This window comes from Sphingopyxis sp. (assembly GCF_035686825.1).
Lineage (GTDB): Bacteria > Pseudomonadota > Alphaproteobacteria > Sphingomonadales > Sphingomonadaceae > Sphingopyxis.
Genome location: NZ_DASRYZ010000003.1, coordinates 518,552 through 541,928, shown reverse-complemented (window position 1 = coordinate 541,928; position 23,377 = coordinate 518,552). Strand labels below are relative to the sequence as shown.

Below are 23,377 nucleotides of genomic sequence, written 5' to 3'. Positions count from 1 at the left end.
GTCGGCCGGAAAAACCTGTGCTTTAGACGAAGAACTGGCTGATCCATTCGGCGATCAGCGCGGGCTTTTCCTCGCCTTCGATCTCGATCGTCACTTCATTAGTCTGCTGCCACTGGCCGGGGCGCTTCTCTTCGAGTTCGAGCAGCTTCACATGGCTGCGCACGCGCTTGCCCGAGCGGACGGGGGCGAGGAAGCGGACTTTGTTGCCGCCATAATTGACGCCCATTTTGACGCCTTCGATCTTCGGCCCGTCGGTGCGCGCGCCGAGCATCGGGATCAGCGACAGCGTCAGGAAGCCGTGCGCGATCGTGCCGCCGAAGGGCGTGAGCTTCGCCTTTTCCTCGTCGATATGGATGAATTGATGATCGCCCGTCGCATCGGCGAACTTGTTGATCATCTCCTGATCGACGAGCACCCATTCGGACGTGCCCAGATGCTCACCGACCTTGGCTTGCAGATCCTGCGGCGTGATGGTGGCCATATCTCATCCCCTCGAATTGCTGGTTCGGGGCGCGTTCTAGGCCTCTCTTGCCGCATTGCACAAGGGCCAAGCCCCGCAGCCGCGTCGCCGTAGCGTCAGCTCTTGGCGGGCTTCGGCGTCTTCATCGTCACGCTTTCGGCATAGGGTAGAATCATCGTGCCGTCGGGTGCCGCGGTGAAGGTGGTCTGGGTCGGATAGGCGAATTCATAGCCCGCGCCCGCCATCGCTTCGAACAGCCGGATCGCGACATCGGTGCGCGCGGCGGTGACGACGTCATAATCGTCGCTGAACACGTCGAAGAGCAGTTCGAAGTCGAGGCTCGACGGGCCGAAGGTGACGAAGCTCGAGCGGATGAACTCCTGTCCGGCCGCCTTGACCTGTTCCTCGAGCAGTGCGGGCAGGTCGCGCAGCATCGCGGGCGTCGTCTGGTAGATCACGCCGATCATGAAGGTGATGCGGCGGCGATGGAGATGCGCGAAATTGGTGATTTCCTTCGCGAGCAGATTGGTGTTCGAAATGACGAGCAGCTCGCCGTTGACCGAACGCAGCCGCGTGCTCTTGAGGCCGATGCGCTCGACCGTCGCGGTGCTCATGTCATATTTGATCGTCTCGCCGACGCGGAACGGCCGGTCGAAGATGATCGAGAGCGAGGCGAAGAGGTCGGAGAAGATACCCTGCGCGGCAAGGCCGATCGCGATGCCGCCGATGCCGAGCCCGGCGACCAGCCCCGTGACGTTGACGCCCATATTGTCGAGGATGACGATCGCGGCGATCGCGAACAGCGCGACGCTGATGAGCAGGCGGATGATGCCCATGGCGTTGCTGAGCGTTTCGTTGTGGCCCTCGGCGGCGCGGCGCTGGATCAGTCCGAGCACGATCTCGCGGGCCCAGATCGCGACCTGCAGCACCACGGCGACAGTAAAGACGAGCTGGACGATCTGCATGATCACCGAGGGCGGTTGCGCATAGCCCGCGACCAGGCGGATCGCGATGATCGCGAGCACCAGCGACTTGGTCTTGTGGATCACGCGCCCGGCGATGTGGGTCAACGACATCTCGCCTTCGGCCGACTGCGCGTATTTGAGTGCGAAGCGGCGAAGCATCGAGAGGATGAAATAGATGGCGAGGCCGACGCCGATGGCGATGCCGATCTGTAGCCAATGACTGTTCACCCACGCGACGCTCATATCCCAATAGCGTTGCAGATCCTCGACAGGGTTGGTCGCCGGCGTTCGTACGGGCGCGGTTTGCGGGGCGGCGGTGGTCGCGGCGGCGATCAGGGAGAAAGTCACGTCAGGTCCTCTTGAATCGGATCAGGCGGATTGAAGCAGCACCGCGGCGGCGGGCGCCTGCTCCAGATAGGTCAAAAATCCGCGCTCGTAACGCGAAAGATAGCGCGTCGCGCGCGGCAGCGTACCAACGGCTGCCGGGAAGTCCGCGCGCTCATGCGCCGCCGCGATCATCGTCGGATGGACATAGGCCTTGCGCGCGATGGCGGGGGTGTTGCCGAGACGGTCGGCGACATGTTCGAGCATCGCCTTCAGCGTCGGCGGTTCGGGCGCGTCGTAAAGGAAGGCGAAGGCCTCGACGCTGGCAGACCAGGTACGGAAATGCTTGGCGCTGAATTCCTCGCCCATCGCCTGGCGGATATAGGCATTCACATCGTCCGATCCGACCGCGCAGAGGCTGTCGGCATCCTCATATTGGAAAAGCTTCTGCCCCGGCAGATCCTGCAACCGGCGCACCAGTGTGGAAAGGCTGCGGTCGCTGATCGTCACGTCGCGCTTCGCGCCGCCCTTGGCCACATATTGCAGGCGCAATGTTTTGCCCGAAGCCTTCGCATGGCGTTGGCGCAGCGTCGTCGCCCCGAAGCTCTTGTTCGCGGCGACATATTGCTCGTTGCCGATACGCAGCGCGGCGAGGTCGAGGAGGCGCACGACCGCCGCGACTACGCGTTCCGAGCACAAAGTCCGGCGGGCGAGATCGTCGGCGAGGCGCGCGCGGAGCAGCGGCAGCGCATGGCCGAAGGCGGCGCAGCGGTCATATTTGTCGGCCTCGCGCGCCATCCGGAAGTCGGGGTGATAGCGATATTGCTTGCGCCCGCGCGCATCATAGCCGGTCGCCAGAATATGGCCGTTCGGTGCCGGACAGAACCATGCGTCCTCATAAGCCGGGGGCAGCGCGATCGCGTTGAGGCGGTCGATTTCCTCGCGGTCGCGGATGATCTTGCCCTTGGCATCGCGATAGCGCCAACCGACCCCCGAGCGCGCGCGGCTGATCCCGGGCAGGCTGTCGTCGACATGGACAAGGCGGGTTGCGGCCATGCGTCCATAGCGCCCCGCTGCGCCATATGGTTCCGGAAGATCAGCCGGGCGTGGCCACCGGATGCCGCGCCGGAACCTGTGCCGGGCGCGCGGTCAGCGGGCGCCATCCCGCTTCCTGTTCGCGACGGCGCACATAGGTCGACAGTCCCATTTCGAGCGCGAGCATCATGTAGATGAAGGGCTGGAAGGCGATGCCGACGAACAGCGACCCGACCATATAGACGATATGGCCATGCTGGAGCGCGGTCGCGAGCGGCGCGATCCATTGCTCCTCGGCGCGCCGTGTCTTGAGATAGCGGCGGCGGAGTTGCTCCATTCGCAGCAGCCCGACCGCGTGCAGGAGCAGCCATAGTCCCAGCCCCGGATAGCCCTGTTCGCCGAGCATCTCGAAATAGCTCGAATGATAGGCGCGCGAATTTTCCTCATAAACCATCGGTTCGTCATTTTGCGGCGCGTCGGGGTCATAGTCGCTCGCCGCTCTTTCGACGCGGACATGGTTCTGAATATAGGCATTGAAGCCGCCGCCGAACGGATTTTCCTTCGCATATTCCCACGTCCACGCCCACACCGCGACGCGGGTCGATGCCGACTGGTCGGACTTGTGGTCGCGGATCGTCTCCATCCGCTCGGTAAAGCTTTGCGGCAGGAAGGGAATGGCGGCGATCGCGAGCAATCCCGCACCCGCCATGTAGAGGAAACGGTGCTTCACGGCGCGGAGCGACAGGATCGCGAGGATGACGAGGCAGACGAGCCCGGTGCGCGCCTGCGTGCCGACCGGGAGCAGCGCGCAGGCGAAGACGAGCGCGAAACAGAAGATCGACACGCGCCAGTCGGGCGGGAAGATCGTGCCATGGTTGCGATACCAGAGGATCAGCGGGATGATCGAAATGCCCACCGCCGACATGATTGAGCCTTCGTAAAGGCCGTAGTTCTCGTTGAGCAGCAACTGCAGCGAGCCGTATCCACCGCCCCCCGCTGCGGTCTTGATCCCGCCCGCGATCGCGATCGCCGCGGCCGACAGCAGCATGACGAGAACCAGCGATTCGATGCGCAGCTTGGTCCGAAGCGTGAGCGGCAGAAAGATCGCCCAGACGAGCGCCTTCCACACCCAGCTCCATTTATCGGCCGCCTCGACCGGGAAATCGGCCTGGATCGTCGTCATCCAGCAATAGAGAAGCAGCGCGATCAGCAGGAGTTGCCGCCCCGACCATCGCACATCCTTCTTGTCGTCGACCGCGAGCCAGCCGACGATCGCCAGTCCGAAGACAATCAGCGAGATCGGGATCGAATTGATGAGGAAATAGCTGAGGCGTTGCGGCGCGACGATGTCGATATAGCAAAAGCACAGTATGAACAGGAACGGCTTGCGAAAGCCGAGCCCGATGAAAGCGAAGAGAAAGGCGACGAAGGCGATGTCACGCATCGGGGCGGGCATCCGCTTCGGCACGCTCGGCGTCGCGGCGCTGTTGCCACAGCATGCGCGGGCTCACTTCGCGGTCGAGATCGTCGCGATAGAGCAGGCGCCAGAGCGCGATCGCCATCAGCAGATGCGTCAGGCCAATGGAGAAATTGTCGACCATATCGGCTCCCGCTACGCGATCGGGGTTGACGCCGCGTTAAGGCTTGTATGTCAGGGACATCAACGATGACCCGAATATTGCACGTCCTCGACCATAGCCTGCCCGCGCACAGCGGCTACACCTTTCGCACCCGCGCGCTGATGAAGGCGCAAGTCGCGAAGGGGTGGGAGGTCGCGGGGGTGACCGGCGTGCGCCATCCCGAGCCGGGAGCTGCCAAAGGAGATGGCAGCGAGACGGTCGATGGGCTGACCTTTTACCGCACTCCGCCGATCGCGCCGGCACGCTCGCCGATCCGCGAATGGCGCGAAATCGGCGCGCTGGCAAAGCGGGTCCAGGCGCTGGCGAAGGAGTGGAAGCCCGATGTGCTTCACGCCCATTCCCCCGTGCTCGACGGTCTTGCGGCACTGCGCGTCGGCAAGAAGCTCGGCATCCCGGTCATCTATGAAATCCGCGCCTTTTGGGAGGATGCGGCGGTCGGCAACGGCACCGGGCGCGAAGGCAGCCTGCGCTACCGGCTGACCAAAAGGCTCGAAACCCACGCGGTGAAAGCCGCCGATGCCGTTGCGGTGATCTGCGAGGGTCTGCGCGGCGACCTGATCGCGCGCGGCATCGGCGCGGACAAGATCATCGTGTCGCCCAACGGCGTCGACCTCGACCTGTTCGGCGATCCGCCGCCGCGCGACGATGCGCTCGCCGAAACGCTCAGCCTCGCCGTGGACGATGTCGTGATCGGCTATATCGGCAGCTTCTACGATTATGAAGGGATCGACGACCTGATCGCGGCGATGCCCGCGCTCGTCGCCGCGCAGCCGAAGGCGCGGCTGCTGCTGGTCGGCGGCGGCCCGATGGAAATCGCACTCAAGACACAGGCGGCGGCGTCGCCCGTCGCGGCGCAAATCCTCTTCGTCGGCCGCGTGCCGCACGGCGAGGTCGAACGCTATTATTCGCTGATCGACATCCTCGCCTATCCGCGCAAGCAGATGCGGCTGACCGACCTCGTCACGCCGCTGAAACCGCTCGAGGCGATGGCGCAGGGCAAGCTGGTCGCGGCGTCCAACGTGGGCGGCCACCGCGAGTTGATCGAGGACGGCGTGACGGGAACGCTGTTCGCGCCCGACGATCCGGCCGCGATCGCCGATGCGCTCGCCGGCTTGCTGGGCAATCGGGCGATGTGGCCCGAACGCCGGCGAACCGCACGTATTTTTGTCGAAAGCCATCGTAACTGGTCGTCAAACATTTTACGTTACGAGCCGGTTTACCAGCGATTGCTGCGCGGCGCCTGAGGGCGACGCGCTTGATGTGAGGACAGGACGGCCCGGCGGGCCGACGGATTTGGGACGCTATGGAAGAAACCAGCGAGAATCGGGCCAAGGCTATAGCGACCGCGCTGCTGCGCGCGCTCCAGCCCGCGATCCCGGCGGTGATCGGCGCCGCGGCGCTGACCTTCCTGTTCGCCGCGCTGATGCCCTTTTCATGGGTCGCCGCGATCGGCTGGAATCTTTATCTCGACCGCCTTTCCGACTTGTTCGTCCCGCCGATCGGCAATGGCGGACGGCTCGCGCTCGCGCTCGGCATGTCGGCCGTCGCCGCCGCGATTGCGGGGCTCGCCGCGCTGCTGATCGCACGGCCCGAGGCGGCTGGCCTGACCTCGCTGCGCAATGTTTTTCGCCGCGGGGCCGAAGAGGCCGACGATGACGAGCCCGTCCTGACGCGCCGCCGCGTCGATCTGCACCCCGACGATCCCCCGCGGCCGCCGATCCGCGCGGGCCGCGACCTGCCGGCGGGCGGGCTGGGCGCCGTCGGAACCACGAGTGTTTATGAACCTGCCGAATTCGATCCGTGGCTTGGCGGAGCGACGGTCGAGGCGCGCGAAGAAGCCGAAGACGAACTCGTCCTCGCCGACCTTGCCGCCGAAGAGGATTTCGGCGACGAGGCGCCCTGGTTGCAGCCGGCCGAGATGAGCGCGCCGTCACCATTGTCCGATCCCGCCGACAAATCGCTCGGCGCGATGGTCGCGCGGTTCGAAGCGGGGTTGGCGCGCCGACGTCAGGATGCCGCCACGCAGGCGACGGCCCCGGCGGCGACGGACGTCGCCGCCGAACACGAGCCTGAGGTCGACTTTGCGCTCGAAGCCGCGCTCTCCACCTTGCATCGGATGACGCGCCAGTCGGTCGGTTAATCCTCGACCGTCAAGATCTCGATCCGCAAGTCCAACGGGTCGGTTCCGCATTCCACCACGACATCGGCAACGATATGCCCGGGCAGCGTCCATTCGGCCGCCCCCAGTTTTGCCTGCAGCGCGCGCCGCGTCGCGGCCACGTCTCCGGTCGCCAACGCGCAGGGAAAGATGTGGCGCGCGCCCACGAAACTTGCGCTCGCCCAAGGGCGGAAGGTCGACGCTCCGGGCGAGAGGCCGTGCGGCAATTCGCGCGTCAGCAGGTGACGGAGCCGGCGATGCGGGCAGCCGGGACGCGGCGGCAGGGCGGGGGACCAGCGCATCATGCCTTGAACTCCGTGCCGAGACGCCGGAACGCGCGCGTTCGTCGGTCGCCCGAAGGCGCGACATCCCCAATGTGGCGGTCGGCGCGCCATTTGTTCATGAAATGTTCCACACGACATATGATGTCGCGGCCCGGCTCGCGCCCGCTACGCAGATCGCTGATGAGGCGCGGATCGCGCACTGCGGCCCGGCCGAAGACGCTGGGCGGCATGGCCGATTCGTTCAGAAAGGCCTCGATCCGTTGCAAAAAGCTGCGCTCCATCATGTCCTCCTCGACCGCACTTAAAAACCGGGCGACTCACCCGATAGGATATTTCCTATTTGATGTTGAATTTCCTACTTGTCTAGGAAAAATCCTCTTGCTAATACGAAATAGGAAGGACCAGCCCCCAGCGACCTATGGCCGATTTCGTTCACGATCCGCGCGCTGCGCTCGACCGCCTGCTGGCCGACAAGGGCATCGACTATGCGCGTCTGTCGCAGGTGATCGGGCGCAACCCCGCCTATATCCAGCAATATATCAAGCGTGGCTCGCCGCGGCGGCTGGCCGAGCAGGACCGCGCCCGCATCGCCGCCTATCTGGGCGTGTCGGAAGCGATGCTCGGCGGGCCGGTGCAGCGCGTCGCGACCCCCGCGCGCGGGCGCGGACCCGGGATGGTCCTCGTGCCGAAACTGGCGATCGGCGCGTCAGCGGGCGCGGGGGCCAGCGTCGACGGCGAACCGGTCGAGGGCGAGGTCGCCTTCGATTCAAAATGGCTGCGCGACCTTGGCGCCGATCCGCGCGCGCTCAGCATCATTCGCGTCGAAGGCGATTCGATGGCGCCGACGCTTGACGACGGCGACGATATTTTGGTCGACGGCGGCGATGCCGCGGCGCGGCTACGCGACGGCATCTATGTGCTGCGCATGGACGATGTGTTGATGGTGAAGCGTATTGCGCGCGCGCCAGGGCAGGGGCGTATCTCGGTGATCAGCGATAACCCCCATTATCGCAGCTGGGGCGATTTGCCGATGGCGGCGATCCAGCTGATCGGTCGCGTCGTGTGGACGGGGCGGCGGGTGCGGTGATTATCTTCGCCGCCGGTTGGCAGGATTAACGCGGCGCCGCCATCTCGGCTTCGATCTCATGGTCGAGCACTTCGGCGCGCCGGCACTGCTCGTCATTGCCATCGCGGCACTTCTCGGCCGCCTTGTCGCGCTGACGCGATAATTTGCCGATGCGCTCCTCGCGCTTGCGCATCTCGCGGCCGCGGTTGCGGTCGGATTCATCCTGACTGGTCGTCGACCAGTCGGCGACCTGGCCGACGGCTTTTACCGGCGCGGTGACGACCGTCTTGACCGCACTGACGCAGCCGGCGAGCAAGGGCGCCGCCAAAACGGCAACGATCAAAATGCGCATGTCCTTCTCCTCGCCGACTGGATGCCACATCGCATAATCGCCGCGATCTGAACAGGATATTGCGACGGGGCGACGGGGCTTCCAGCTCATGTGTCACATCACTGAAATAAATGGTTAAATTGCTGTTTACCCTCCGGCTCTAGTCGAGGCGCTAACCGGGTCGCAACTTGAAGAGAATCGAATGAACGTCATCGGACATGCCCTAGAGCCAGCGTCGGGCCACGCGTCCGCGATCGGCGCCGACGCGCATATGTCTGCGGTCATCGATCTGTTTCGCAGCGATCCCCAATTGCGCGCGCTCGCGGTGGTCGATGCGGACGATCGCCCCGTCGGCATCATTCGCGAACAGCGCGTGCGCGAATTGCTTTTCTGCCCCTTCTGGTTTTCGCTGATGCAGAATCCGACGATCGGCGGCTCGATCGCCTCGATGATCGAGCCCTGCCCGACCGCCGACGTCGCGCGATCCACGACCGACCTCCTGCGGATCGCCGCGCAGTCGGCGGGGCAGCAGGAACTTATCCTTGTCGATGCGGGCCGGTTCGTCGAGACGCTCGACAGCGGCCAGCTCGCCAAGCTCGCGATGCTGCGCGAGGTCGAACTGGCGCAGGAGCGCGCCGCGCGCGCGGCGCATATCGATGACGCCGGACGGCAGTTCCGGCACGACATTGCCGCGCTCACCGGGACGCTTTCCGAAACCGCGAAAAAGGTCGAGGCGGTTGCCGGCGCGCTGTCCGAACGCGCGCAGCAGACGGGCCGCGACGCGGTGACCGTGGCTGGAGCGACGGCGCAGACGCTAGCGGGGCTGCAGGATCTTGGCGATCGTGGCCATGCGCTGGCCGCGACCATGACCAGGATCGTCGACGACGGATCGAGGGCGCGGGCGGTTCGCGGCGATGCGCATATCAAGATCAAGCAAGCTAGCGAACGCGCGGCGGCGCTGAAGGCGGCGAGCCAGTCGATCGAGCAGATGCTCGCGCTGATCATCGACATGGCGAGCCGCACCAACATGCTCGCGCTTAACGCCGGGATCGAGGCGGCGCGCGCGGGCGATGCCGGCCGCGGTTTCGCCGTGGTCGCCTCCGAAGTGAAGACGCTGGCCAGCCAGACGCGCGTCGCGGCGGGCGACATCACCCAATATATCGACCGGATCCGAGACATCGTCGGGCAGGTTGCCGCGGGCTTCGACGAGGTAGAGAAGGCGATCGACGCGAACAACGGCTTCTCCGACGCGATCGACCGCGCGGTCGATGGCCAGAGCGCGACGACGCTGACGATCGCGAGCTATGTCGAACAAGCCGTGTTCGCGGGGCGCGAGATCGACGCGCGCGTTCGCGAGATCGGCCATGGCGCCACGGCGGTGGGCGATGGCGCCCGGACGCTCGGCCGACTGTCGGCGGGGCTGACCGAGGCCGCGCAGTCGCTGCACCAGCGCGCGCAGCACTTCGTCGCAGCGGTCGCCATCGCCTGATTCCGCGCGGTCGGACAAGGGCTTGCCCGATTCCGCAACATTGATAGGATGGCCCTGCGCCGGAGGCGTCTGAGGCCGTCGGCGGGGAGGAGGGTCATCATGACGAATATCCAAAAGGGCTTGGCCGAATTCATCGGCACGTTCTGGCTTGTGTTCGGCGGCTGCGGTAGCGCGGTTCTGGCTGCCGCATTTCCCGATGTCGGCATCGGATTGCTCGGCGTTTCGCTCGCTTTCGGCCTGACGGTCGTGACCATGGCCTATGCGATCGGCCATATTTCGGGCTGTCACCTCAATCCCGCGGTCACCGTCGGCCTGTGGGCGGGCGGGCGTTTCGACGCGCGCGACATCCCGCTCTATGTGATTGCACAGGTGCTTGGCGCGATCGTCGCGGCGTTCCTGCTTTTCTATATCGCGAGCGGCAGTCCCGTTTATGACCTCGCCACCAACGGCCTGGCGGCGAACGGCTTCGGCGAAGGATCGCCCGGCGGTTACGACATCTGGTCGGGCGTGCTGATCGAGGTTGTGCTGACCGCCTTTTTCGTGTGGATCATCATGGGGTCGACCGACGGGCGCGCGCCCGCGGGTTTCGCGCCCTTGGCGATCGGCCTTGCGCTGGCGCTGATCCACCTCATCTCGATCCCGGTAACCAACACGTCGGTCAACCCGGCGCGCAGCACCGGCCCTGCGCTCGTCGTCGGCGGGCTGGCGCTCCAACAATTGTGGCTGTTCTGGGTCGCGCCGCTGATCGGCGGGGCGATCGGGGGGCTGCTCTACAAGATGCTCGGGGCCGATACCTTCCCCAAGCCGAATATCGAAGGCGAATAATCGCCTTTTCCGGCGGGGGCGCCGCCTCCGCCGGACTATTTCAGCAGGTCGATCGCAAAGGCGCGGACCTCGTCCGCCATATCGGGGCGTTCGAGCGCGACCGCCAGATTGGCCTGGATATAGCCAGCCTTGGACCCGCAATCATAGCGCGCGCCGTCGAAGGTGACGGCGTGGAAGGGCTGGTCGCCGATCATCGTCGCCATCGCGTCGGTGAGCTGGATTTCGCCGCCGGCGCCCTTTTCCTGGCGTTCGAGCACGCGCATCACTTCGGGCTGGAGGATATAGCGGCCCGAGATGATCAGGTTCGAAGGCGCGGCATCGACCGCCGGTTTTTCGACAAGACCGGTCACCTCGGTCAGCGACCCGTCGCGCGCACCGGGAGCGATCACGCCATAGGAGGACACCTGCTCGCGCGGCACTTCGAGCACCGAGATCAGGTTACCGCCGACCCGGGCATAGGCGTCGACCATCTGCTTCATGCAGCCGGGCGAACCGTGCATGAATTCGTCGGGCAGGAAGATCGCGAAGGGCTCGTCGCCGACGATGTCGCGCGCGCACCAGATTGCGTGCCCCAGCCCCAGCGGCTCCTGCTGCCGGACATAGGCGCAATTGCCGGGGCCGAGCCGCGTCGGTTCGAGCACCGACAGATCCTTGCCGCGTTCGGACATCGTCTTTTCGAGTTCGAAGGCGACGTCGAAATGATCCTCGATCGCGCTCTTGCCGCGCCCGGTGACGAAGATCATTTGTTCGATCCCGGCCTCGCGCGCTTCGTCGACGGCATATTGGATCAGCGGCCGGTCGACGACGGGCAACATTTCCTTCGGGATCGCCTTGGTCGCGGGCAGGAAGCGCGTGCCGAGGCCGGCAACGGGAAAGACGGCTTTGCGGATCGGTTTCATGGACGAAGGCCTAGCGGCGAACGCCGGCCAAGGAAAGCCGGCAGGCCGCTCGCCGCGCTATTACGGCGTGACGATCACGACCACGCGGCGGTTGTCCTGCCGACCTTCGGGCGTCGCGTTGCTCGACAAGGGCAGGGTTTCGCCGCGGCCGACGATCTGATCCGCCGTCAACTGCATCCCGCCCGCCTGCATCGGCGTCGCGACCGCCTCCGCGCGCGCTTGCGACAGCCAAAGATTATAGGCCGACGCACCGGTCGAATCGGTGTGCCCTTCGACCCGCGCGGTTGCGATCCCGACCGAGACGAGCTTGGCCGCGATGTCGGTGATCCGCTTTTGCTGATCGGCGGGAATGCTGCTTTGGTCGGAAGGAAAGAGGAGGCGCTCGGGCATGTTCAGTTCCCAGCCGAGCCCGGTGTCGACAAATCCCTCCGATTGCAGCGTCGCGATCTGCGCCGCGCTGAAATCGCCGGCGGGCGGTGCGCTCTGGCACGCCGCGAGCAACGCCGCCAAAACGGCGATCGCGAAGAGGCGGATGGTGCGAGGCAAGGCATAAGTCACGGCGTTTCTCCGTTGGTCATCGGGAACGGTTGGCCAATTTGTCGGCATACATTGCGGCGTCGGCGGCGGTGAGCAACGCGGTCGCGTTGCTGCCGCTGTCGGGGAAGATCGCGACGCCGACGCTGACCGACGCGCGATAGGTCTCTCCGTCCGGCAACGCGATGGGTTGCGACACGCAGGTCCGGATGCGCCCGGCAACTTCCTCGGTGACCGCGTCGACGTCGAAGGGGTCGATGATGACGACGAATTCGTCGCCGCCGATGCGGGCGGCGAAATCATCCTTGCGCAGTGTTTCCTTGATGCAGGCCGAAAGCGCGACGAGCACGGCGTCGCCCGCGGCGTGGCCGAAATTGTCGTTGGCCGCCTTGAAATTGTCGGCATCGATGAACAGCAGCGCAAAGCGGCTGCCACGACTCTCGGCCGCCTCGATGCGCCGCGCGAGCTGTTCGTCGAAGGCAGCGCGGTTAGGCAGCGCGGTCAGCGGGTCGTGCGACGCGCGGTGGGCGAGCATCGCGCGTTCGCTTTCCATATGACCTTGCCAGCCTTGCAATTCGTCGAGCAGGGCGTTGATGTCGCCGCCCAGCCGATCGAGCTCGGCGATGCCTAACGGCTGGACCCGCTTGTCGAAGCGGCGGTGCAGTCGCACATCATGCGCGACGGTCGCGATTTCGTTGAGCGGCTTGACGAGCTCATATTCGAACCGTCGCGCGAGAAAAATCGTGCCGAATGCGGTGATGAGCAGGCAGGTCAGCCCGGCGAGCAGACCGAGCCGGACATAGTCGATCAGCGTCGAACTGTCGCCCCATACCTCGATCGTGCCGATCGCCGATCCGTTGCGCTCGACCGTCACCGCGAAGGGGTGGGGGAAGAAGATACGGCTGAGCGTGGGTGCCGGATCGGCGGTGGGCGACGTCCATTCGGTCACCGGCTGGCCCACGTCGTTGAGCACCCGCAGCCGCGCGATGCCGGGAATACGGGTAAGCGGTTCGAGCCCTTCGCGCGCGGCAACCGGATCATTGAATACCAGCGCCGGCTCGACGCCATAGGCACCCAATTGTGCCGCGAGTTCCATGTTGCGGTCGGCATAGCCACGTAGCGCCGTCACCCCGGCAAGCAGGATCGTCAGCCCGGAGAGTGCGACCGCGAATAGCGTGATGCCGAAATGGAAACGCGACAGCAGCTTTTGCAGCGTCGTGCGCGCGCCGATGCGTTGGGCGGGGCGCGGCAGATCGGATCTGCTCATCATGCGCCTCCCTGACCCGAACCGATGCGCAGCACGCGCGGGTCGATACGCAGCGGCCCGCGGCCGATCGCGTCGAGATTGACCGAGAAGCTGAGGCTGGCGGCGCGGCTGTTGAGGCAGAACATCGCGCCATAGATGCACGCCGCGTCATCGTCGGTGATCGTCAGCACCGGACGGCCGCGCACCCATGCGATCAATTGCCGCCGGTCGGCAACCGGCATCCGGCCGAGGAACAATATGTCGCAATCGGGGGTGACGCCTGCTGCCGAGGTCAGACGGACCGAGATCGAACCCCGGCCTGGCGTGTCCGGCGCCATGTGGGGCGCGAGGCGCGGCGTCCCGACGACGCACATCCGGCGATTGACGGCGGGCGACTCATTGGGCCAGCGAGCATAGCTGGTGATGCCACCGATCATCCGGTTGACCGCCCGCGTCATCCCGCCGGCGCTTTCCTCCACAACCGACTGACCTGCCGCCTGAACCGACATCTGCGGCGTCGTCACCAACGCGCCGATCAGAAACAGTGATGCCAGCACCGAGCCGTGCCCCCCAACTGCGCTTCAGGGTCACCCTAGCCCCAGCGCAGGCGCGTCCGCTAGTCAAAACAATTGGAAAGTCAATGAAAAGTGACGTCATGCGGCCATATTGCAATCTGGCCACCTATGCCGTGACGCTGCTATGCCGTACGCAAACGGTCGCTAAAACCTTTGCGTAATTTGGCCAGTTTCGGGGGAATGACCGCCATGCAATAGGGATTGCGCTGTCCTTCGCCTTCCCAATAGGCCTGATGGTAATCCTCGGCCGGATACCATTCGGACGCGCTTTCGACCGTCGTGACGATCGGCGCGGGCCAATCGGCTGCGGCCCGCGCGATTCCGGCGCGCGCGGCGTCGGCCTGCGCGGCGTCGAGCGGGAAGATCGCGCTGCGATATTGGGTGCCGATGTCATTGCCTTGGCGGTTGAGTTGCGTCGGATCGTGCGTCGCGAAAAAGACGTCGAGCAGATCGGCATAGGAGATGACCGAGGGGTCGAAGCCGATGCGGATCGCTTCGGCATGGCCAGTGTCGCCGCCGCACACCTGCTTGTAGGTCGGGTTCGCGACACCGCCGCCGATATAGCCGCTCTCGACGCCGTCGACGCCTTCGAGCGACTGGAACACGGCTTCGGTGCACCAGAAGCAGCCTCCGGCGAAAATGGCGGTTTCACGGGTCATGGTGTCGATCCTTATGGGGGAATTGGGTCGGGGAGAATGGGATATCCCCAAAATAGTATGTGGCCGATCCTATTCCAAGGGCGGCGGCGCGTCGATCAGCGGCGGGTGCAGCGGCCGGCCGAGCATCCGCGCCGCGGCGATGGTGGCCGCTTCGGCTTCGAGCGCGGCGACGCGGTCGCGCCACGAGGGATGGGTGCTCGCCTGGAACATCGGCCGGCCCTTGCGCTGGCCGAAACGCGACCAGAAGCGCGCCGCTGCGGAGGGATCATAGCCCGCCCCGGCGAGCAGCCACACCGACAGGCGGTCGGCCTCGATCTCCGTCTGTTTGAACATGCGCGCGTTGCGGCCGAATTGCTTCGCGAGGCCGCGATCGACCCCGGCCGCGTCGAGCCGCGCGCGGTGGCGCAGGATATTGTGCGCCAGTTCGTGCGCAATCGCCGCCGCGAGTTCCGCGTCGTCGGGCGAAAAATCGACGAGACCCTGGTTGACGAGTATCATACGGCCGTCGGCGACGGCGCCCGGTTTCTCATTCGCCTCGACGCGAAAGTCGCTGACACACCCGGGCCTGGGCATGACGTCGACCGTCCGCCCCGCGCCGGTATGAAGCGCAAGCATGGCGTCGGCGGGCAGCGCCGCGAGATAGGTTTCGATCGCGGTGATCCGCGCAAAGGGGTGATTGCCCGCGCCGTCGGGGACGGGCGCTTCGCCGATTCCGGTCACCGGGGTGCCGACGCCGATCCCCGCCAATGCGGCCGGCGATGCCGGCGCCAGCGCGGCGATGAAAGCATGAGCCTGATCGTCGGCGCCATAGACGCCGAGCGCTTCGGCGCGCCGGTCCGCGTCATACAGGCGCGGGTCGCCCCAGATCCAGCCGAACTGCGGCTGGCGCACCTTGCACCATGCGGCGTTTTCGGTCGTCAGGCGAAATCCGATCGCCGCCACGCGCGCCTCTGCGGCCGCCAGCGCGGCATAGGGCGATGGCTCGGCGGGCGCCGCCATCGACGGCACGCCTATCGACAGCATCAGGACGGCAAGGATCGATCGGGCGCGGTGCGGCATCGGCCTTTCCCTATCAAGGCGCACCTGTCGCGACCATGAATTTCCCTTTATGGCTGGGTTCCCGGCCTCTTGCCTATCGCCCGGCAAGCGTCGATAGGGCGGGGCGATGACGCAAATCTCCACCTCGCCCGCGCCCGCTGTGCACTCACCCCGTCCCGCCGCGCTGGCGCGCTGGCTCTGGGCCGTCGCGCTGCTCGTGATCATCGTCGTCGGCGTCGGTGGCATCACCCGATTGACCGAATCCGGACTGTCGATCACCGAATGGCGGCCGGTCTCGGGCGTGATTCCGCCGCTGACCGAGGCCGGGTGGGTCGAGGAGTTCGAGAAATACAAGCGGATTCCCGAATATCAGGCGATCAACCTCGGCATGACGCTCGAGGGCTTCAAGGCGATCTTCTTCTGGGAATGGCTGCACCGCATCCTCGGGCGGCTGGTCGGCATGGCGCTCGTCGTCCCGCTGATCTGGTACGCTTGGCGCCGCGCCATCCCGGCGGGTTATGGCTGGCGCCTGTTCGCGCTCGCGGCGCTCGTCGGGCTGCAGGGCGCGATCGGCTGGTGGATGGTGGCCTCGGGTCTCGAATATCGCACCGACGTCAGCCATTTCCGCCTCGCGACGCACTTGTTGACCGCATTGTTCCTGCTCGCAGGCCTCGTGTGGACGGCGCGCGACCTCGGCGTGCTGGCACGCGATCCCGCCGCGCGGCCGGCGCGACTGGCCGGTCCGGCGGTGGCCGTGATCGCGATCCTCTTCGTCCAGTTGTTGCTCGGCGCATGGGTCGCGGGACTCAACGCCGGCTATGTCGCCAGCACTTGGCCGCTGATGAACGATCATTTCGTGCCCGAAGGGATCGACTGGGCAGGGGGCGCGTGGCTCGCGCTGACCAACGATCCTTTCCTCATTCATTTCCTCCATCGCTGGTGGTCGTGGATCGCGGCGCTGGCGTTGCTGCTCCTCGCGCGGACGCTGTCGCGGCGCGGCGCGGCGCGCGAGGCGCGGTTGCTCGTCGTGGTCGTTGCGGCGCAGATGCTGCTCGGCATCTGGACCGTCGTGTCGGGGGTTTCGATGTGGGTCGCCGTATTGCATCAGGTCGTTGGCGCGATCCTTGTCGCCGCGGCGGCGGCATCGCTCCACCGGCTGGGCCGCGACCACGCATGATGCTGGCGGGCGCTCTCGGTGCCTTGCTGCTGCTGACGCCCCCATCGCAGGCGGTGCCCGCGCCGGGCGACGCCTCGCCCGCCGCAGCCGCGCAAGTGCGGTTCGCGCCGCCGATTGGCGTGCCGCTGCGCTATCGCGTCACGACGCGCCGTATCGGCCGCGACGGAAAGCTGATCGATTTCGCGCTCGTCTATGCGCTGGAATGGCAACGGACCGGGCGGGGTTATCGGCTCGACACGGTGCTGCAACGGATCGATTCGGGGGCGGAACCCGGCGTGACGCGGATGCTGACGATGATGCTTGCCCCGCTGGTCGGCGAAGAGATCGCCTATCTGGTCCCGGCCGACGGCAGCCGGATCGATCTGGTCGACCCCGGTCAATTGTGGGATCGGGTGACGGCACGGATGGAGAAGGCGGGCGGGGAAGCGGACCGGCCGGAAGCCCGGCAATTGGCGCAATTGATCGCCGCGCTCCCCGCTGGCGAGCGCGACCGGCTGGCGACGGCCGACATCCGCGCCCTGATCGCGCCGGCGAACGACGCCATTCCCGCCGCCAAGGCATTGTACGACGTCGATATATCGATCCGTCATGACGGTGCGCGGCGGACGATCGCCACGGTCGAGCGCGATTCGGCGCCGATCGCCGGAAAGGCGCAGCCGCTCGAAATCGACAATCTCTGGACCGTCGACACCGATACGGGGCTGGTCATGCGCGAGCGCCGCCAGAGCTGGATCGTCGAATCCGGCGGCGAGGGCCGCAGGCTGATCGAGGAGCGCGTGCGGGCGCTGGAACCGGCGCCTTAAAGCAAAGGGTATCATAATACCCGTCAGCAAAGCCGCGCTATGCTTGACTTTTCGTCGGTCTGGCGTCATTGGCCCGCTCCGAAGCGCCGCTTCGTCCCGATGGGACAGGCGGCGCCCCTGTTTCGGGGCGCTTATGCTCCGGTCCATATCTGTCAAGGAGCGTGCCATGAAGGCGCTGACCAAGACGACCCAGTCGGCGAACGCCGCGACGGTCGAAAAGAAATGGGTGCTGATCGACGCCGAGGGCCTCGTCGTGGGCCGCGTTGCATCGATCATCGCCAACATCCTGCGCGGCAAGCACAAGCCGTCGTTCACCCCGCACGTCGATTGCGGTGACAATGTCATCGTCATCAACGCCGAGAAGGTGGCGTTCACCGGCAAGAAGCTGCAGGACAAGCGTTACTACAAGCACACCGGTTATGCCGGTGGCATCAAGGAAACGAGCCCGGCGAAGATCCTCGAAGGCCGTTTCCCCGAGCGCGTGCTCGAAAAGGCCGTCGAACGCATGATCCCGCGCGGTCCGCTCGGCCGCCAGCAGATGCGCAACCTGCGCATCTTCGCCGGCACCGAACACCCGCATGAAGGGCAGAACCCCGAAGTGATCGACGTCGCGTCGATGAACCGCAAGAACAAGGTGGGTGCATAATGGCTGACGAACAGACCATGACCGATCTCAAGGATCTCGGCGGCGCCGTCGAAGGCACCGTTGCAGCTCCGGTCTCGACCGCGCCGCTGCGCGAAAAGATCGTCGACAAGCAGGGCCGCGCCTATGCGACCGGCCGCCGCAAGGACGCCGTCGCGCGCGTGTGGGTCAAGCCCGGCACGGGCAAGATCACGATCAACGGCCGCGACCAGGAAGTCTATTTCGCGCGTCCGACGCTGCGCCTCGTCATCAACCAGCCGTTCGGCCTGACCGAGCGCGTTGGCCAATATGATGTCGTCGCGACCGTCAAGGGCGGCGGTCTGTCGGGCCAGGCCGGCGCCGTTCTGCACGGCATCGCGCAGGCGCTCACCCGCTTCGAACCGGCGCTGCGCAGCCCGGTCAAGGCGGCGGGCTTCCTGACCCGCGACAGCCGCGCGGTCGAGCGTAAGAAGTATGGCAAGGCCAAGGCCCGCCGCAGCTTCCAGTTCTCGAAGCGCTAAAGTTTTTCCACCGACGGGTGGAGAAGGAAGGGCGGTCCGGCAACGGGCCGCCCTTTTTCGTGTCCGCTTTGCGGAAGGGACAGTCAGCTTTGCGGTAGACATCATTGAACAGCGGACATTCGCGATGCGCATCAGCTGACGTGGATAGGCTCAACGGACCCCTTAGCTAAGCGCCATATTACGTCCTGTGGAACGGGCAAACCGAGTGCGTCATCCTTGCTCAGATTAAGATACGCCCCTCGAATGAGGCGACCGATTAACCCATGGGAAACGGCAAGCACGATACCTTGCGAACTATCCAGCCATTGCTTCACGCGCTCCATAGCAACATCGTAGCTTTCGCCGTCAGGTGATCGGAAAAACCAGTCGAAGGGAGTCGTTTCATCCAATCGCCCCGGCCACCGGGCGTCTATGTCCAGATGCGTCAGGCCGTCCCACGAACCAACCGAAACCTCCGCAATTCGGGGCTCCCACTGCGTCTCAGGGAATTTCCCAAACGATTTAATGATGGATGTGGTTTCGCGTACCCGCCCCAATGGACTTGCTACTAACGTATCTATCTCCGCCGCGATCGCAGCAAGCCGCCTTCCATATGCTTTTGCTTGCGCCACACCTCTTTTGGTCAGTCGTGAATCGAGTTTGCCCTGAAAACGACCAGCGACGTTCCACTCGGTTTCGCCGTGCCGAACCAGATAGATTTCTCCTTGCGAAGGTACAGCCACGGAACAGCCTCCAACATCTGGTTCTGAGACACTATAGCCGCCGCCCTTCCGCCGCTACCGGTCGGCAGTCGCCGTCTGAAATAATTCGCATGGTCTGACGGCCGCAGCGGCCGAACGCCGATATGGCCTAAAGCAGCTCAAGGCTACCAAGCGCCAACGCCTGCCGTGCGGGGCGCTCGGCCATCACTGCGAACATCTCGTCGCCGCGCGTCGTGCGCTCGACGCTCATCGACGCGAAAACCGCCATGAAATAACCGCTGAGCGCGCCGATCCGGTAGTCGGTCCACAGGCCGGCTTCGTCCGGCGCAACGCCCAGCCGCCCGAGCGAGCCGATCCAATGGTCGAATGCCGGCCGGTCGGCTGCCGCGCGCTCGACGGGATCGGCGATGCTGGTGCCGACAAGATAGGCGAGGTCGCTCGCACCGCTGCCGCGGCCCAGCGTCTGCCAGTCGACGAGCCAGCAGCGCTCGTCATCTGGGGCAAAAAGGATGTTGTCGATGCGCAGGTCGCCATGAACGATCGTCCGCGCCGCGGGCACGCGCGCCAGATAGGTGTCGAGCCGCTCGACGATTCTCGCGCCGAGGTCGAGCACTTCGGGATCGAGCCGCGCCGCATAGCGTTCGCGAAAGCCGAGGTAGAATTGCGGAAAGAGGTGGCGGATCAGGTCGCCATTGTCGCGCGACAGCCAAGGCAGAGCCTCGAGCCGCGGATCGTTCCAGAGCAGCGCATGCAGACCCGCCGCGGCTTCGATGCAGGGGCGGAGCCCGGCAAGCCCGGTTCCGGCGAGCTGGTCGCCTTGCCGCGCCGGCGCGAGGTCGGAGAGGATCAACACGAAATCGACGTCGTCGTCCGCGATTTCGGCATGATAGCAGCGGGGCGCAGCGACGCCGCTGTCCGCCGCGAGTTCGCGATACCAGCTGACCTCCTTGACATAGGTGCCGGTCAGCTTGGCGATGTTGCGGCTGGCCTCGTCGTGGCTCGGGCATTTGGCGATGACGCTGGCGGGCGCGTCGACGCCGTCCTCCCAATCGAGCGCGAGGCGGTAGCTGTCGCACATCTGCCCGGTGCCGACCCTGGCAGCAATGAAGCCCCTCAGCCGTCCCGGCTGCCCGAGCACATAGCCGAGCCATGCCGTCGTCATCGCCTCGGGCGAGGTCGGAAAGCTCAAGGCGCGGGGTCCATGAGGCCGGCAAGGCCGGTTGGCTCGTGCCGGCCGACGAACAGTTGCTCGAGCACCCCCGCGCCGCTGCGGGCGCTGCCGCTGTCGTTCAGCGTGGCGGTGACGAGCGCCTGTATGTGCATCGCCAGCGGATTGCCCCAACCGCGCTCGGTTTCGGACAGGCTGTCATAGGCGACCGCGAGTTCCGGCCCATGATCGAAGCCATGGCTCCATGTCGGATGCGTATAGCCAAGCCCGCTCATCGCGAAGACCGGCCCGGTGGGCGTCAGCGTCAATGATCGACCGCTGCCGAGGTCGGCGGTCATCTTCGCGATCCGCCGCGATCCCGCTTGCCATTCGATGTCGAACGTCGCTGCGTCGAAATGCTGCTCGGTCCCGCCGTCGCCCATGAGCACGGCGCGGCGGTTCCACGGCTTTCCCGCACCGTCGTCGTTGCTGTGGAAGAAGAGCGAGTTGCTTTCGAAATTGCACGGCGTCCACAGCCAGAAAAACTGGCTGAAATTGCCTTCGGGCGGCGGCTGCGGTTCGTTCGCGCCCACAGGACGGATGCCCCAGCTGCGGTCGCGTGTCCCCGCCCATCCGGCGCCGGTCTCGATGCGCTCTCCGCCGACCGCCAGCCATCCCGACCAATGGCCGTTTTGCGTCATGCGCGTATAGTCCATGAACAGCCGCGTGCCGTTGCGGCGGATGAAGCGCGGTTCCTCGATCGGGAAGTGGCGGCCGGTGAAGCGCAGTTCGCCCGCAAGCGGCCCGTCACCCGGCGCGATCCGCAGCGTGACGATTTCGAGCGGGACGTCGATTTCGAGCGCAATCGGCCCCACCGACAGTTCGAGCCGCTCGCCGCCCGACCGCCGGCTGGCGCGAAGATTGTGCTGAACTCCGCCGACGATGACGCAGAAACTCGCATCGACGATGCCGAGCTGCGGATAAAAGCCCATCGCCGCGGCGAAGAAGATCGATCCGTCGGGCGAGTAGCCGTTGAAGAAATAGCGGTCGTAGAAGTTGCGGTCGGTCCCCGCGAACGCAATCGGTTCGCTGGTCTGGTGCAACGGAAAATCGTCGCCTTTTGTCAGCATAGTCCTCATCCCGTTTTTTCTTGCAACTTAACGGGCCGCCGGGACGCGTCAATGGGGCAGCGACGTCAATGCACCGGCGGATCGACCGGCGGCACCGCCGCGACGGGGGCGATCGGCTCGCCGGGTTCGCGCGGCGGCAGCGCGTCAGGGGGCACATCGTCGATCTGCATGTCGGGGGTCGGGACATGATCGAGATTGCGCACGCGCAGGTCGATCGCCGCGCCTTCGACGGTCAGGTCGTTGAAACTCGGGGGGGTCGAGCGGATGCGCTGCGACAGAGTGCCCGCCCCGATCATGCGGATCGGGCCCGCGGCGGTCGTCTTTTTCAGGTCGAAGGCGTCGTGGACATGGCCGGTCAGCACCGCCGCCACGCCGCGCTCCGCCAGGCCAGCGAGTGCGCGTTCGCCGCCGCGCGTCAGCGCGCGCCCCTTGGTCCCGGCCTCGACCAGCGGATGATGCGCGGTGACCAGCACCGTCGTGCCGCGCGGCAGTGCGTCGATGGCAGCGAGCGTCTTTTCCAGCGCGTGCCCCGTCACCCACCCCTTCGACCAGTCGAGCCGCCATTGCGCGCGCGCCGTCGTCTTCAGCGGCACCACGGCGACGCCGGGAAGATCGAGTTCGCGCTCGACCAGCCGCTCGATCCCGCGAATGCGGCGATAGGGGAAGAAGAAGCGTTCGACGGGGTTGAAATAGGGCAGGTCGTGATTGCCGACCTCGACCGTCACCGGCACGTCGAGCGCGCCGATCCAGTCGCAGGCCGCAGCGAATTCGCGGCTGCGCGCGCGCATCGTGAGGTCGCCCGTGATCAGCACCGCATCGGGGCGCTCGGTCCGGACGCAATCGGTGAACCAGGCGAGCGCGGCGCGATCCTCGAGCCCGAAATGCAGGTCGCTGATGTGGAAGAGCCGGGTCATGCCGTCGCGACGAAGTCCACCGCGCTCGTCCCCAGCCCGAAGCGCGCGGGAGAGGGCGTTTCGCCGAGCTCGCCGTCATATTCGAGGCTGATCGGCACACCGCTTTCAAGGATGATCGTTTCGCCGCTGATGATTTCCTCGCTCGGCCCGTCGCGAAAATCGCCGCCGACCCAGGCCAAGCCATGACGCAGCACGTCGGCGGTGCCCTCGGTCAATATGCCGTCGGCGCGGATGCCCTGCGCCGTCGGGGTAAGGATGATCGCCGGATAGGCCCGGCCGTGTCCGGCCACCGCGACGCCGGGGGCGTTGATCATCGCGTCGAGCGCGTCGGGCGCCGACCGGCTTGCTTCGATCAACCCGTCCTGCCGCATCGTTTCGCGCACTTCGGCCCATTGTGTCGCGGGGCCGGCGACGATCGTGATGAAGGCGTCGCCGTCGTCGGACCGGATCATGGGCACGGGTTGCCGCCGCGCCTTGCCCTGCAGTGCGTCCGTCAGGATTTCGGTCACTGGCCGGTCGCCGTGCAGTTCCTTCGACAGAAGGTTGAGCGTCCCGCCGGGAAGCGGCAGGATCGCGCCGTCCCAACCCGTCGCCCCGGTCGCCGCGGCGTTGATCGTCCCGTCGCCAGTCCAGACGAGCAGCAGGTCGATGCCTTGCCGGACGAGTTCGCCGGCATCGGGAATCTCGTCGTCGGGCAGCGCGAAGACGGCGACGAGCGGCGCGCCCGCAGCGCGGCAGCTTTCGACGATCTCGGCCAGGACGGCGTCATCATGACTGCCGCTCTGGATGTTGCAGACAAGGGCGGGGCGGGTGAAGTTTCCTGTCGTCATCGCA

Annotated in this window: 28 protein-coding genes; 9 read left to right on the top strand and 19 right to left on the bottom strand. The window is 65.8% G+C overall.

The genetic code is table 11. The features are described 5' to 3' along the window. Nucleotides 1-22 precede the first annotated feature (22 nt). The 5 genes from VFG17_RS07200 to VFG17_RS07180 all read right to left on the bottom strand — a co-directional run bounded on the left by VFG17_RS07200 (nucleotide 23) and on the right by VFG17_RS07180 (nucleotide 4,385). Entirely contained in the window at nucleotides 23-481 is a 459-nt protein-coding gene (locus tag VFG17_RS07200; RefSeq protein ID WP_325028772.1) for a MaoC family dehydratase, read from the bottom strand. 95 nt (nucleotides 482-576) lie between these two features. Next, on the bottom strand, nucleotides 577-1,773 hold the full coding sequence (locus VFG17_RS07195; protein ID WP_325028771.1) for a mechanosensitive ion channel family protein: 1,197 nt from the start codon (nucleotides 1,771-1,773) through the stop codon (nucleotides 577-579). Nucleotides 1,774-1,794: 21 nt separating this feature from the next. Beyond that, on the bottom strand, nucleotides 1,795-2,805 hold the full coding sequence (locus VFG17_RS07190; protein WP_325028770.1) for a DNA topoisomerase IB: 1,011 nt from the start codon (nucleotides 2,803-2,805) through the stop codon (nucleotides 1,795-1,797). Between the two features lie 40 nt (nucleotides 2,806-2,845). Next, complete coding sequence (locus tag VFG17_RS07185) at nucleotides 2,846-4,228, bottom strand: putative O-glycosylation ligase, exosortase A system-associated (protein ID WP_325028769.1); 1,383 nt, start codon at nucleotides 4,226-4,228, stop codon at nucleotides 2,846-2,848. Next, entirely contained in the window at nucleotides 4,221-4,385 is a 165-nt protein-coding gene (locus VFG17_RS07180; protein WP_325028768.1) for a hypothetical protein, read from the bottom strand. The genes VFG17_RS07185 and VFG17_RS07180 overlap by 8 nt, the downstream gene beginning before the upstream one ends. A gap of 65 nt (nucleotides 4,386-4,450) precedes the next feature. Here VFG17_RS07180 and VFG17_RS07175 point away from each other — a divergent pair, with 65 nt between their 5' ends. After that, a complete protein-coding gene (locus VFG17_RS07175) occupies nucleotides 4,451-5,668 on the top strand; it encodes a TIGR04063 family PEP-CTERM/XrtA system glycosyltransferase (RefSeq protein WP_325028767.1) in 1,218 nt (405 codons plus the stop codon). A 59-nt stretch (nucleotides 5,669-5,727) separates the two neighbouring features. Next, a complete protein-coding gene (locus VFG17_RS07170) occupies nucleotides 5,728-6,564 on the top strand; it encodes a hypothetical protein (RefSeq protein WP_325028766.1) in 837 nt (278 codons plus the stop codon). Here the strand turns inward: VFG17_RS07170 and VFG17_RS07165 are convergent. Together VFG17_RS07165 and VFG17_RS07160 are read right to left on the bottom strand one after the other, a co-directional pair. Then, entirely contained in the window at nucleotides 6,561-6,887 is a 327-nt protein-coding gene (locus tag VFG17_RS07165; RefSeq protein WP_325028765.1) for a hypothetical protein, read from the bottom strand. The two genes, VFG17_RS07170 and VFG17_RS07165, sit on opposite strands and share 4 nt — an antisense overlap. Further along, nucleotides 6,884-7,147 (bottom strand): hypothetical protein, encoded by a 264-nt coding sequence (locus VFG17_RS07160; RefSeq protein ID WP_325028764.1) that lies wholly within the window; start codon nucleotides 7,145-7,147, stop codon nucleotides 6,884-6,886. The genes VFG17_RS07165 and VFG17_RS07160 overlap by 4 nt, the downstream gene beginning before the upstream one ends. A gap of 137 nt (nucleotides 7,148-7,284) precedes the next feature. Between VFG17_RS07160 and VFG17_RS07155 the strand changes: the two genes are divergently transcribed. After that, a complete protein-coding gene (locus VFG17_RS07155) occupies nucleotides 7,285-7,953 on the top strand; it encodes a LexA family transcriptional regulator (RefSeq protein ID WP_325028763.1) in 669 nt (222 codons plus the stop codon). 25 nt (nucleotides 7,954-7,978) lie between these two features. Here the strand turns inward: VFG17_RS07155 and VFG17_RS07150 are convergent, their stop codons facing one another. Further along, nucleotides 7,979-8,284, bottom strand: coding sequence for a hypothetical protein (locus VFG17_RS07150; RefSeq protein ID WP_325028762.1), 306 nt, complete (start codon nucleotides 8,282-8,284; stop codon nucleotides 7,979-7,981). A gap of 181 nt (nucleotides 8,285-8,465) precedes the next feature. Between VFG17_RS07150 and VFG17_RS07145 the strand changes: the two genes are divergently transcribed. Together VFG17_RS07145 and aqpZ are read left to right on the top strand one after the other, a co-directional pair. Beyond that, nucleotides 8,466-9,752 (top strand): methyl-accepting chemotaxis protein, encoded by a 1,287-nt coding sequence (locus VFG17_RS07145; RefSeq protein WP_325028761.1) that lies wholly within the window; start codon nucleotides 8,466-8,468, stop codon nucleotides 9,750-9,752. Nucleotides 9,753-9,851: 99 nt separating this feature from the next. Next, nucleotides 9,852-10,577 (top strand): aquaporin Z, encoded by a 726-nt coding sequence (gene aqpZ, locus VFG17_RS07140; RefSeq protein ID WP_325028760.1) that lies wholly within the window; start codon nucleotides 9,852-9,854, stop codon nucleotides 10,575-10,577. Nucleotides 10,578-10,612: 35 nt separating this feature from the next. On the opposite strand, the gene galU is transcribed toward aqpZ, so the two are convergent. From galU to VFG17_RS07110, 6 genes are all read right to left on the bottom strand, one after another. After that, nucleotides 10,613-11,476: a UTP--glucose-1-phosphate uridylyltransferase GalU gene (gene galU, locus VFG17_RS07135; protein WP_325028759.1), complete on the bottom strand. Its 864-nt coding sequence runs from the start codon at nucleotides 11,474-11,476 to the stop codon at nucleotides 10,613-10,615. Nucleotides 11,477-11,536: 60 nt separating this feature from the next. Next, nucleotides 11,537-12,034, bottom strand: a complete 498-nt coding sequence (locus VFG17_RS07130) for an OmpA family protein (protein ID WP_325028758.1) — start codon at nucleotides 12,032-12,034, stop codon at nucleotides 11,537-11,539. 16 nt (nucleotides 12,035-12,050) lie between these two features. Next, entirely contained in the window at nucleotides 12,051-13,277 is a 1,227-nt protein-coding gene (locus VFG17_RS07125) for a diguanylate cyclase (protein ID WP_325028757.1), read from the bottom strand. Continuing rightward, nucleotides 13,277-13,813 carry a YfiR family protein gene (locus VFG17_RS07120; protein ID WP_325028756.1) on the bottom strand — a complete coding sequence of 179 codons (537 nt, stop codon included), beginning with the start codon at nucleotides 13,811-13,813 and terminating at the stop codon, nucleotides 13,277-13,279. Before VFG17_RS07120 ends, VFG17_RS07125 begins: the two co-directional genes overlap by 1 nt. A 140-nt stretch (nucleotides 13,814-13,953) precedes the next feature. Then, nucleotides 13,954-14,490, bottom strand: a complete 537-nt coding sequence (gene msrA / locus VFG17_RS07115; protein WP_325028755.1) for a peptide-methionine (S)-S-oxide reductase MsrA — start codon at nucleotides 14,488-14,490, stop codon at nucleotides 13,954-13,956. 69 nt (nucleotides 14,491-14,559) lie between these two features. Then, complete coding sequence (locus tag VFG17_RS07110; RefSeq protein ID WP_325028754.1) at nucleotides 14,560-15,549, bottom strand: M48 family metallopeptidase; 990 nt, start codon at nucleotides 15,547-15,549, stop codon at nucleotides 14,560-14,562. Between the two features lie 106 nt (nucleotides 15,550-15,655). Here VFG17_RS07110 and VFG17_RS07105 point away from each other — a divergent pair, with 106 nt between their 5' ends. The 4 genes from VFG17_RS07105 (at nucleotide 15,656) to rpsI (ending at nucleotide 18,651) form a co-directional block, all read left to right on the top strand. After that, the gene (locus VFG17_RS07105) at nucleotides 15,656-16,705 is read left to right on the top strand and encodes a COX15/CtaA family protein (RefSeq protein ID WP_325028753.1); all 1,050 of its coding nucleotides are present in this window, start codon (nucleotides 15,656-15,658) and stop codon (nucleotides 16,703-16,705) included. Next, entirely contained in the window at nucleotides 16,702-17,508 is an 807-nt protein-coding gene (locus VFG17_RS07100; RefSeq protein WP_325028752.1) for a hypothetical protein, read from the top strand. The genes VFG17_RS07105 and VFG17_RS07100 overlap by 4 nt, the downstream gene beginning before the upstream one ends. A gap of 166 nt (nucleotides 17,509-17,674) precedes the next feature. Beyond that, the gene (rplM, locus tag VFG17_RS07095) at nucleotides 17,675-18,154 is read left to right on the top strand and encodes a 50S ribosomal protein L13 (protein WP_325028751.1); all 480 of its coding nucleotides are present in this window, start codon (nucleotides 17,675-17,677) and stop codon (nucleotides 18,152-18,154) included. Continuing rightward, nucleotides 18,154-18,651 (top strand): 30S ribosomal protein S9, encoded by a 498-nt coding sequence (gene rpsI, locus VFG17_RS07090; RefSeq protein ID WP_325028750.1) that lies wholly within the window; start codon nucleotides 18,154-18,156, stop codon nucleotides 18,649-18,651. Before rplM ends, rpsI begins: the two co-directional genes overlap by 1 nt. Before the next feature lie 131 nt (nucleotides 18,652-18,782). On the opposite strand, the gene VFG17_RS07085 is transcribed toward rpsI, so the two are convergent. The 5 genes from VFG17_RS07085 to VFG17_RS07065 form a co-directional block, all read right to left on the bottom strand. Then, on the bottom strand, nucleotides 18,783-19,373 hold the full coding sequence (locus tag VFG17_RS07085; RefSeq protein ID WP_325028749.1) for a histidine phosphatase family protein: 591 nt from the start codon (nucleotides 19,371-19,373) through the stop codon (nucleotides 18,783-18,785). A 127-nt stretch (nucleotides 19,374-19,500) separates the two neighbouring features. Then, a complete protein-coding gene (locus tag VFG17_RS07080; RefSeq protein WP_325028748.1) occupies nucleotides 19,501-20,541 on the bottom strand; it encodes a phosphotransferase in 1,041 nt (346 codons plus the stop codon). After that, the gene (locus VFG17_RS07075) at nucleotides 20,538-21,629 is read right to left on the bottom strand and encodes a hypothetical protein (RefSeq protein WP_325028747.1); all 1,092 of its coding nucleotides are present in this window, start codon (nucleotides 21,627-21,629) and stop codon (nucleotides 20,538-20,540) included. The genes VFG17_RS07080 and VFG17_RS07075 overlap by 4 nt, the downstream gene beginning before the upstream one ends. 65 nt (nucleotides 21,630-21,694) lie before the next feature. Further along, nucleotides 21,695-22,543, bottom strand: coding sequence for a metallophosphoesterase (locus VFG17_RS07070; protein ID WP_325028746.1), 849 nt, complete (start codon nucleotides 22,541-22,543; stop codon nucleotides 21,695-21,697). After that, the gene (locus VFG17_RS07065) at nucleotides 22,540-23,373 is read right to left on the bottom strand and encodes a diacylglycerol/lipid kinase family protein (RefSeq protein WP_325028745.1); all 834 of its coding nucleotides are present in this window, start codon (nucleotides 23,371-23,373) and stop codon (nucleotides 22,540-22,542) included. Before VFG17_RS07065 ends, VFG17_RS07070 begins: the two co-directional genes overlap by 4 nt. Between the last annotated feature and the right edge of the window lie 4 nt (nucleotides 23,374-23,377).

Bases quoted from the DNA above. Each gene is read 5' to 3' on its own strand.
- VFG17_RS07145 (WP_325028761.1), top strand. From the start codon at position 8,466: ATGAACGTCATCGGACATGCCCTAGAGCCAGCGTCGGGCCACGCGTCC.
- VFG17_RS07110 (WP_325028754.1), bottom strand. From the start codon at position 15,549: ATGCCGCACCGCGCCCGATCGATCCTTGCCGTCCTGATGCTGTCGATA.
- VFG17_RS07170 (WP_325028766.1), top strand. From the start codon at position 5,728: ATGGAAGAAACCAGCGAGAATCGGGCCAAGGCTATAGCGACCGCGCTG.
- VFG17_RS07155 (WP_325028763.1), top strand. From the start codon at position 7,285: ATGGCCGATTTCGTTCACGATCCGCGCGCTGCGCTCGACCGCCTGCTG.
- VFG17_RS07100 (WP_325028752.1), top strand. From the start codon at position 16,702: ATGATGCTGGCGGGCGCTCTCGGTGCCTTGCTGCTGCTGACGCCCCCA.
- aqpZ (WP_325028760.1), top strand. From the start codon at position 9,852: ATGACGAATATCCAAAAGGGCTTGGCCGAATTCATCGGCACGTTCTGG.
- VFG17_RS07070 (WP_325028746.1), bottom strand. From the start codon at position 22,543: ATGACCCGGCTCTTCCACATCAGCGACCTGCATTTCGGGCTCGAGGAT.
- VFG17_RS07065 (WP_325028745.1), bottom strand. From the start codon at position 23,373: ATGACGACAGGAAACTTCACCCGCCCCGCCCTTGTCTGCAACATCCAG.
- VFG17_RS07180 (WP_325028768.1), bottom strand. From the start codon at position 4,385: ATGGTCGACAATTTCTCCATTGGCCTGACGCATCTGCTGATGGCGATC.
- VFG17_RS07125 (WP_325028757.1), bottom strand. From the start codon at position 13,277: ATGAGCAGATCCGATCTGCCGCGCCCCGCCCAACGCATCGGCGCGCGC.
- VFG17_RS07200 (WP_325028772.1), bottom strand. From the start codon at position 481: ATGGCCACCATCACGCCGCAGGATCTGCAAGCCAAGGTCGGTGAGCAT.
- rpsI (WP_325028750.1), top strand. From the start codon at position 18,154: ATGGCTGACGAACAGACCATGACCGATCTCAAGGATCTCGGCGGCGCC.
- galU (WP_325028759.1), bottom strand. From the start codon at position 11,476: ATGAAACCGATCCGCAAAGCCGTCTTTCCCGTTGCCGGCCTCGGCACG.
- VFG17_RS07075 (WP_325028747.1), bottom strand. From the start codon at position 21,629: ATGCTGACAAAAGGCGACGATTTTCCGTTGCACCAGACCAGCGAACCG.
- VFG17_RS07175 (WP_325028767.1), top strand. From the start codon at position 4,451: ATGACCCGAATATTGCACGTCCTCGACCATAGCCTGCCCGCGCACAGC.
- VFG17_RS07190 (WP_325028770.1), bottom strand. From the start codon at position 2,805: ATGGCCGCAACCCGCCTTGTCCATGTCGACGACAGCCTGCCCGGGATC.
- rplM (WP_325028751.1), top strand. From the start codon at position 17,675: ATGAAGGCGCTGACCAAGACGACCCAGTCGGCGAACGCCGCGACGGTC.
- VFG17_RS07185 (WP_325028769.1), bottom strand. From the start codon at position 4,228: ATGCGTGACATCGCCTTCGTCGCCTTTCTCTTCGCTTTCATCGGGCTC.
- VFG17_RS07150 (WP_325028762.1), bottom strand. From the start codon at position 8,284: ATGCGCATTTTGATCGTTGCCGTTTTGGCGGCGCCCTTGCTCGCCGGC.
- VFG17_RS07105 (WP_325028753.1), top strand. From the start codon at position 15,656: ATGACGCAAATCTCCACCTCGCCCGCGCCCGCTGTGCACTCACCCCGT.
- msrA (WP_325028755.1), bottom strand. From the start codon at position 14,490: ATGACCCGTGAAACCGCCATTTTCGCCGGAGGCTGCTTCTGGTGCACC.
- VFG17_RS07165 (WP_325028765.1), bottom strand. From the start codon at position 6,887: ATGATGCGCTGGTCCCCCGCCCTGCCGCCGCGTCCCGGCTGCCCGCAT.
- VFG17_RS07160 (WP_325028764.1), bottom strand. From the start codon at position 7,147: ATGGAGCGCAGCTTTTTGCAACGGATCGAGGCCTTTCTGAACGAATCG.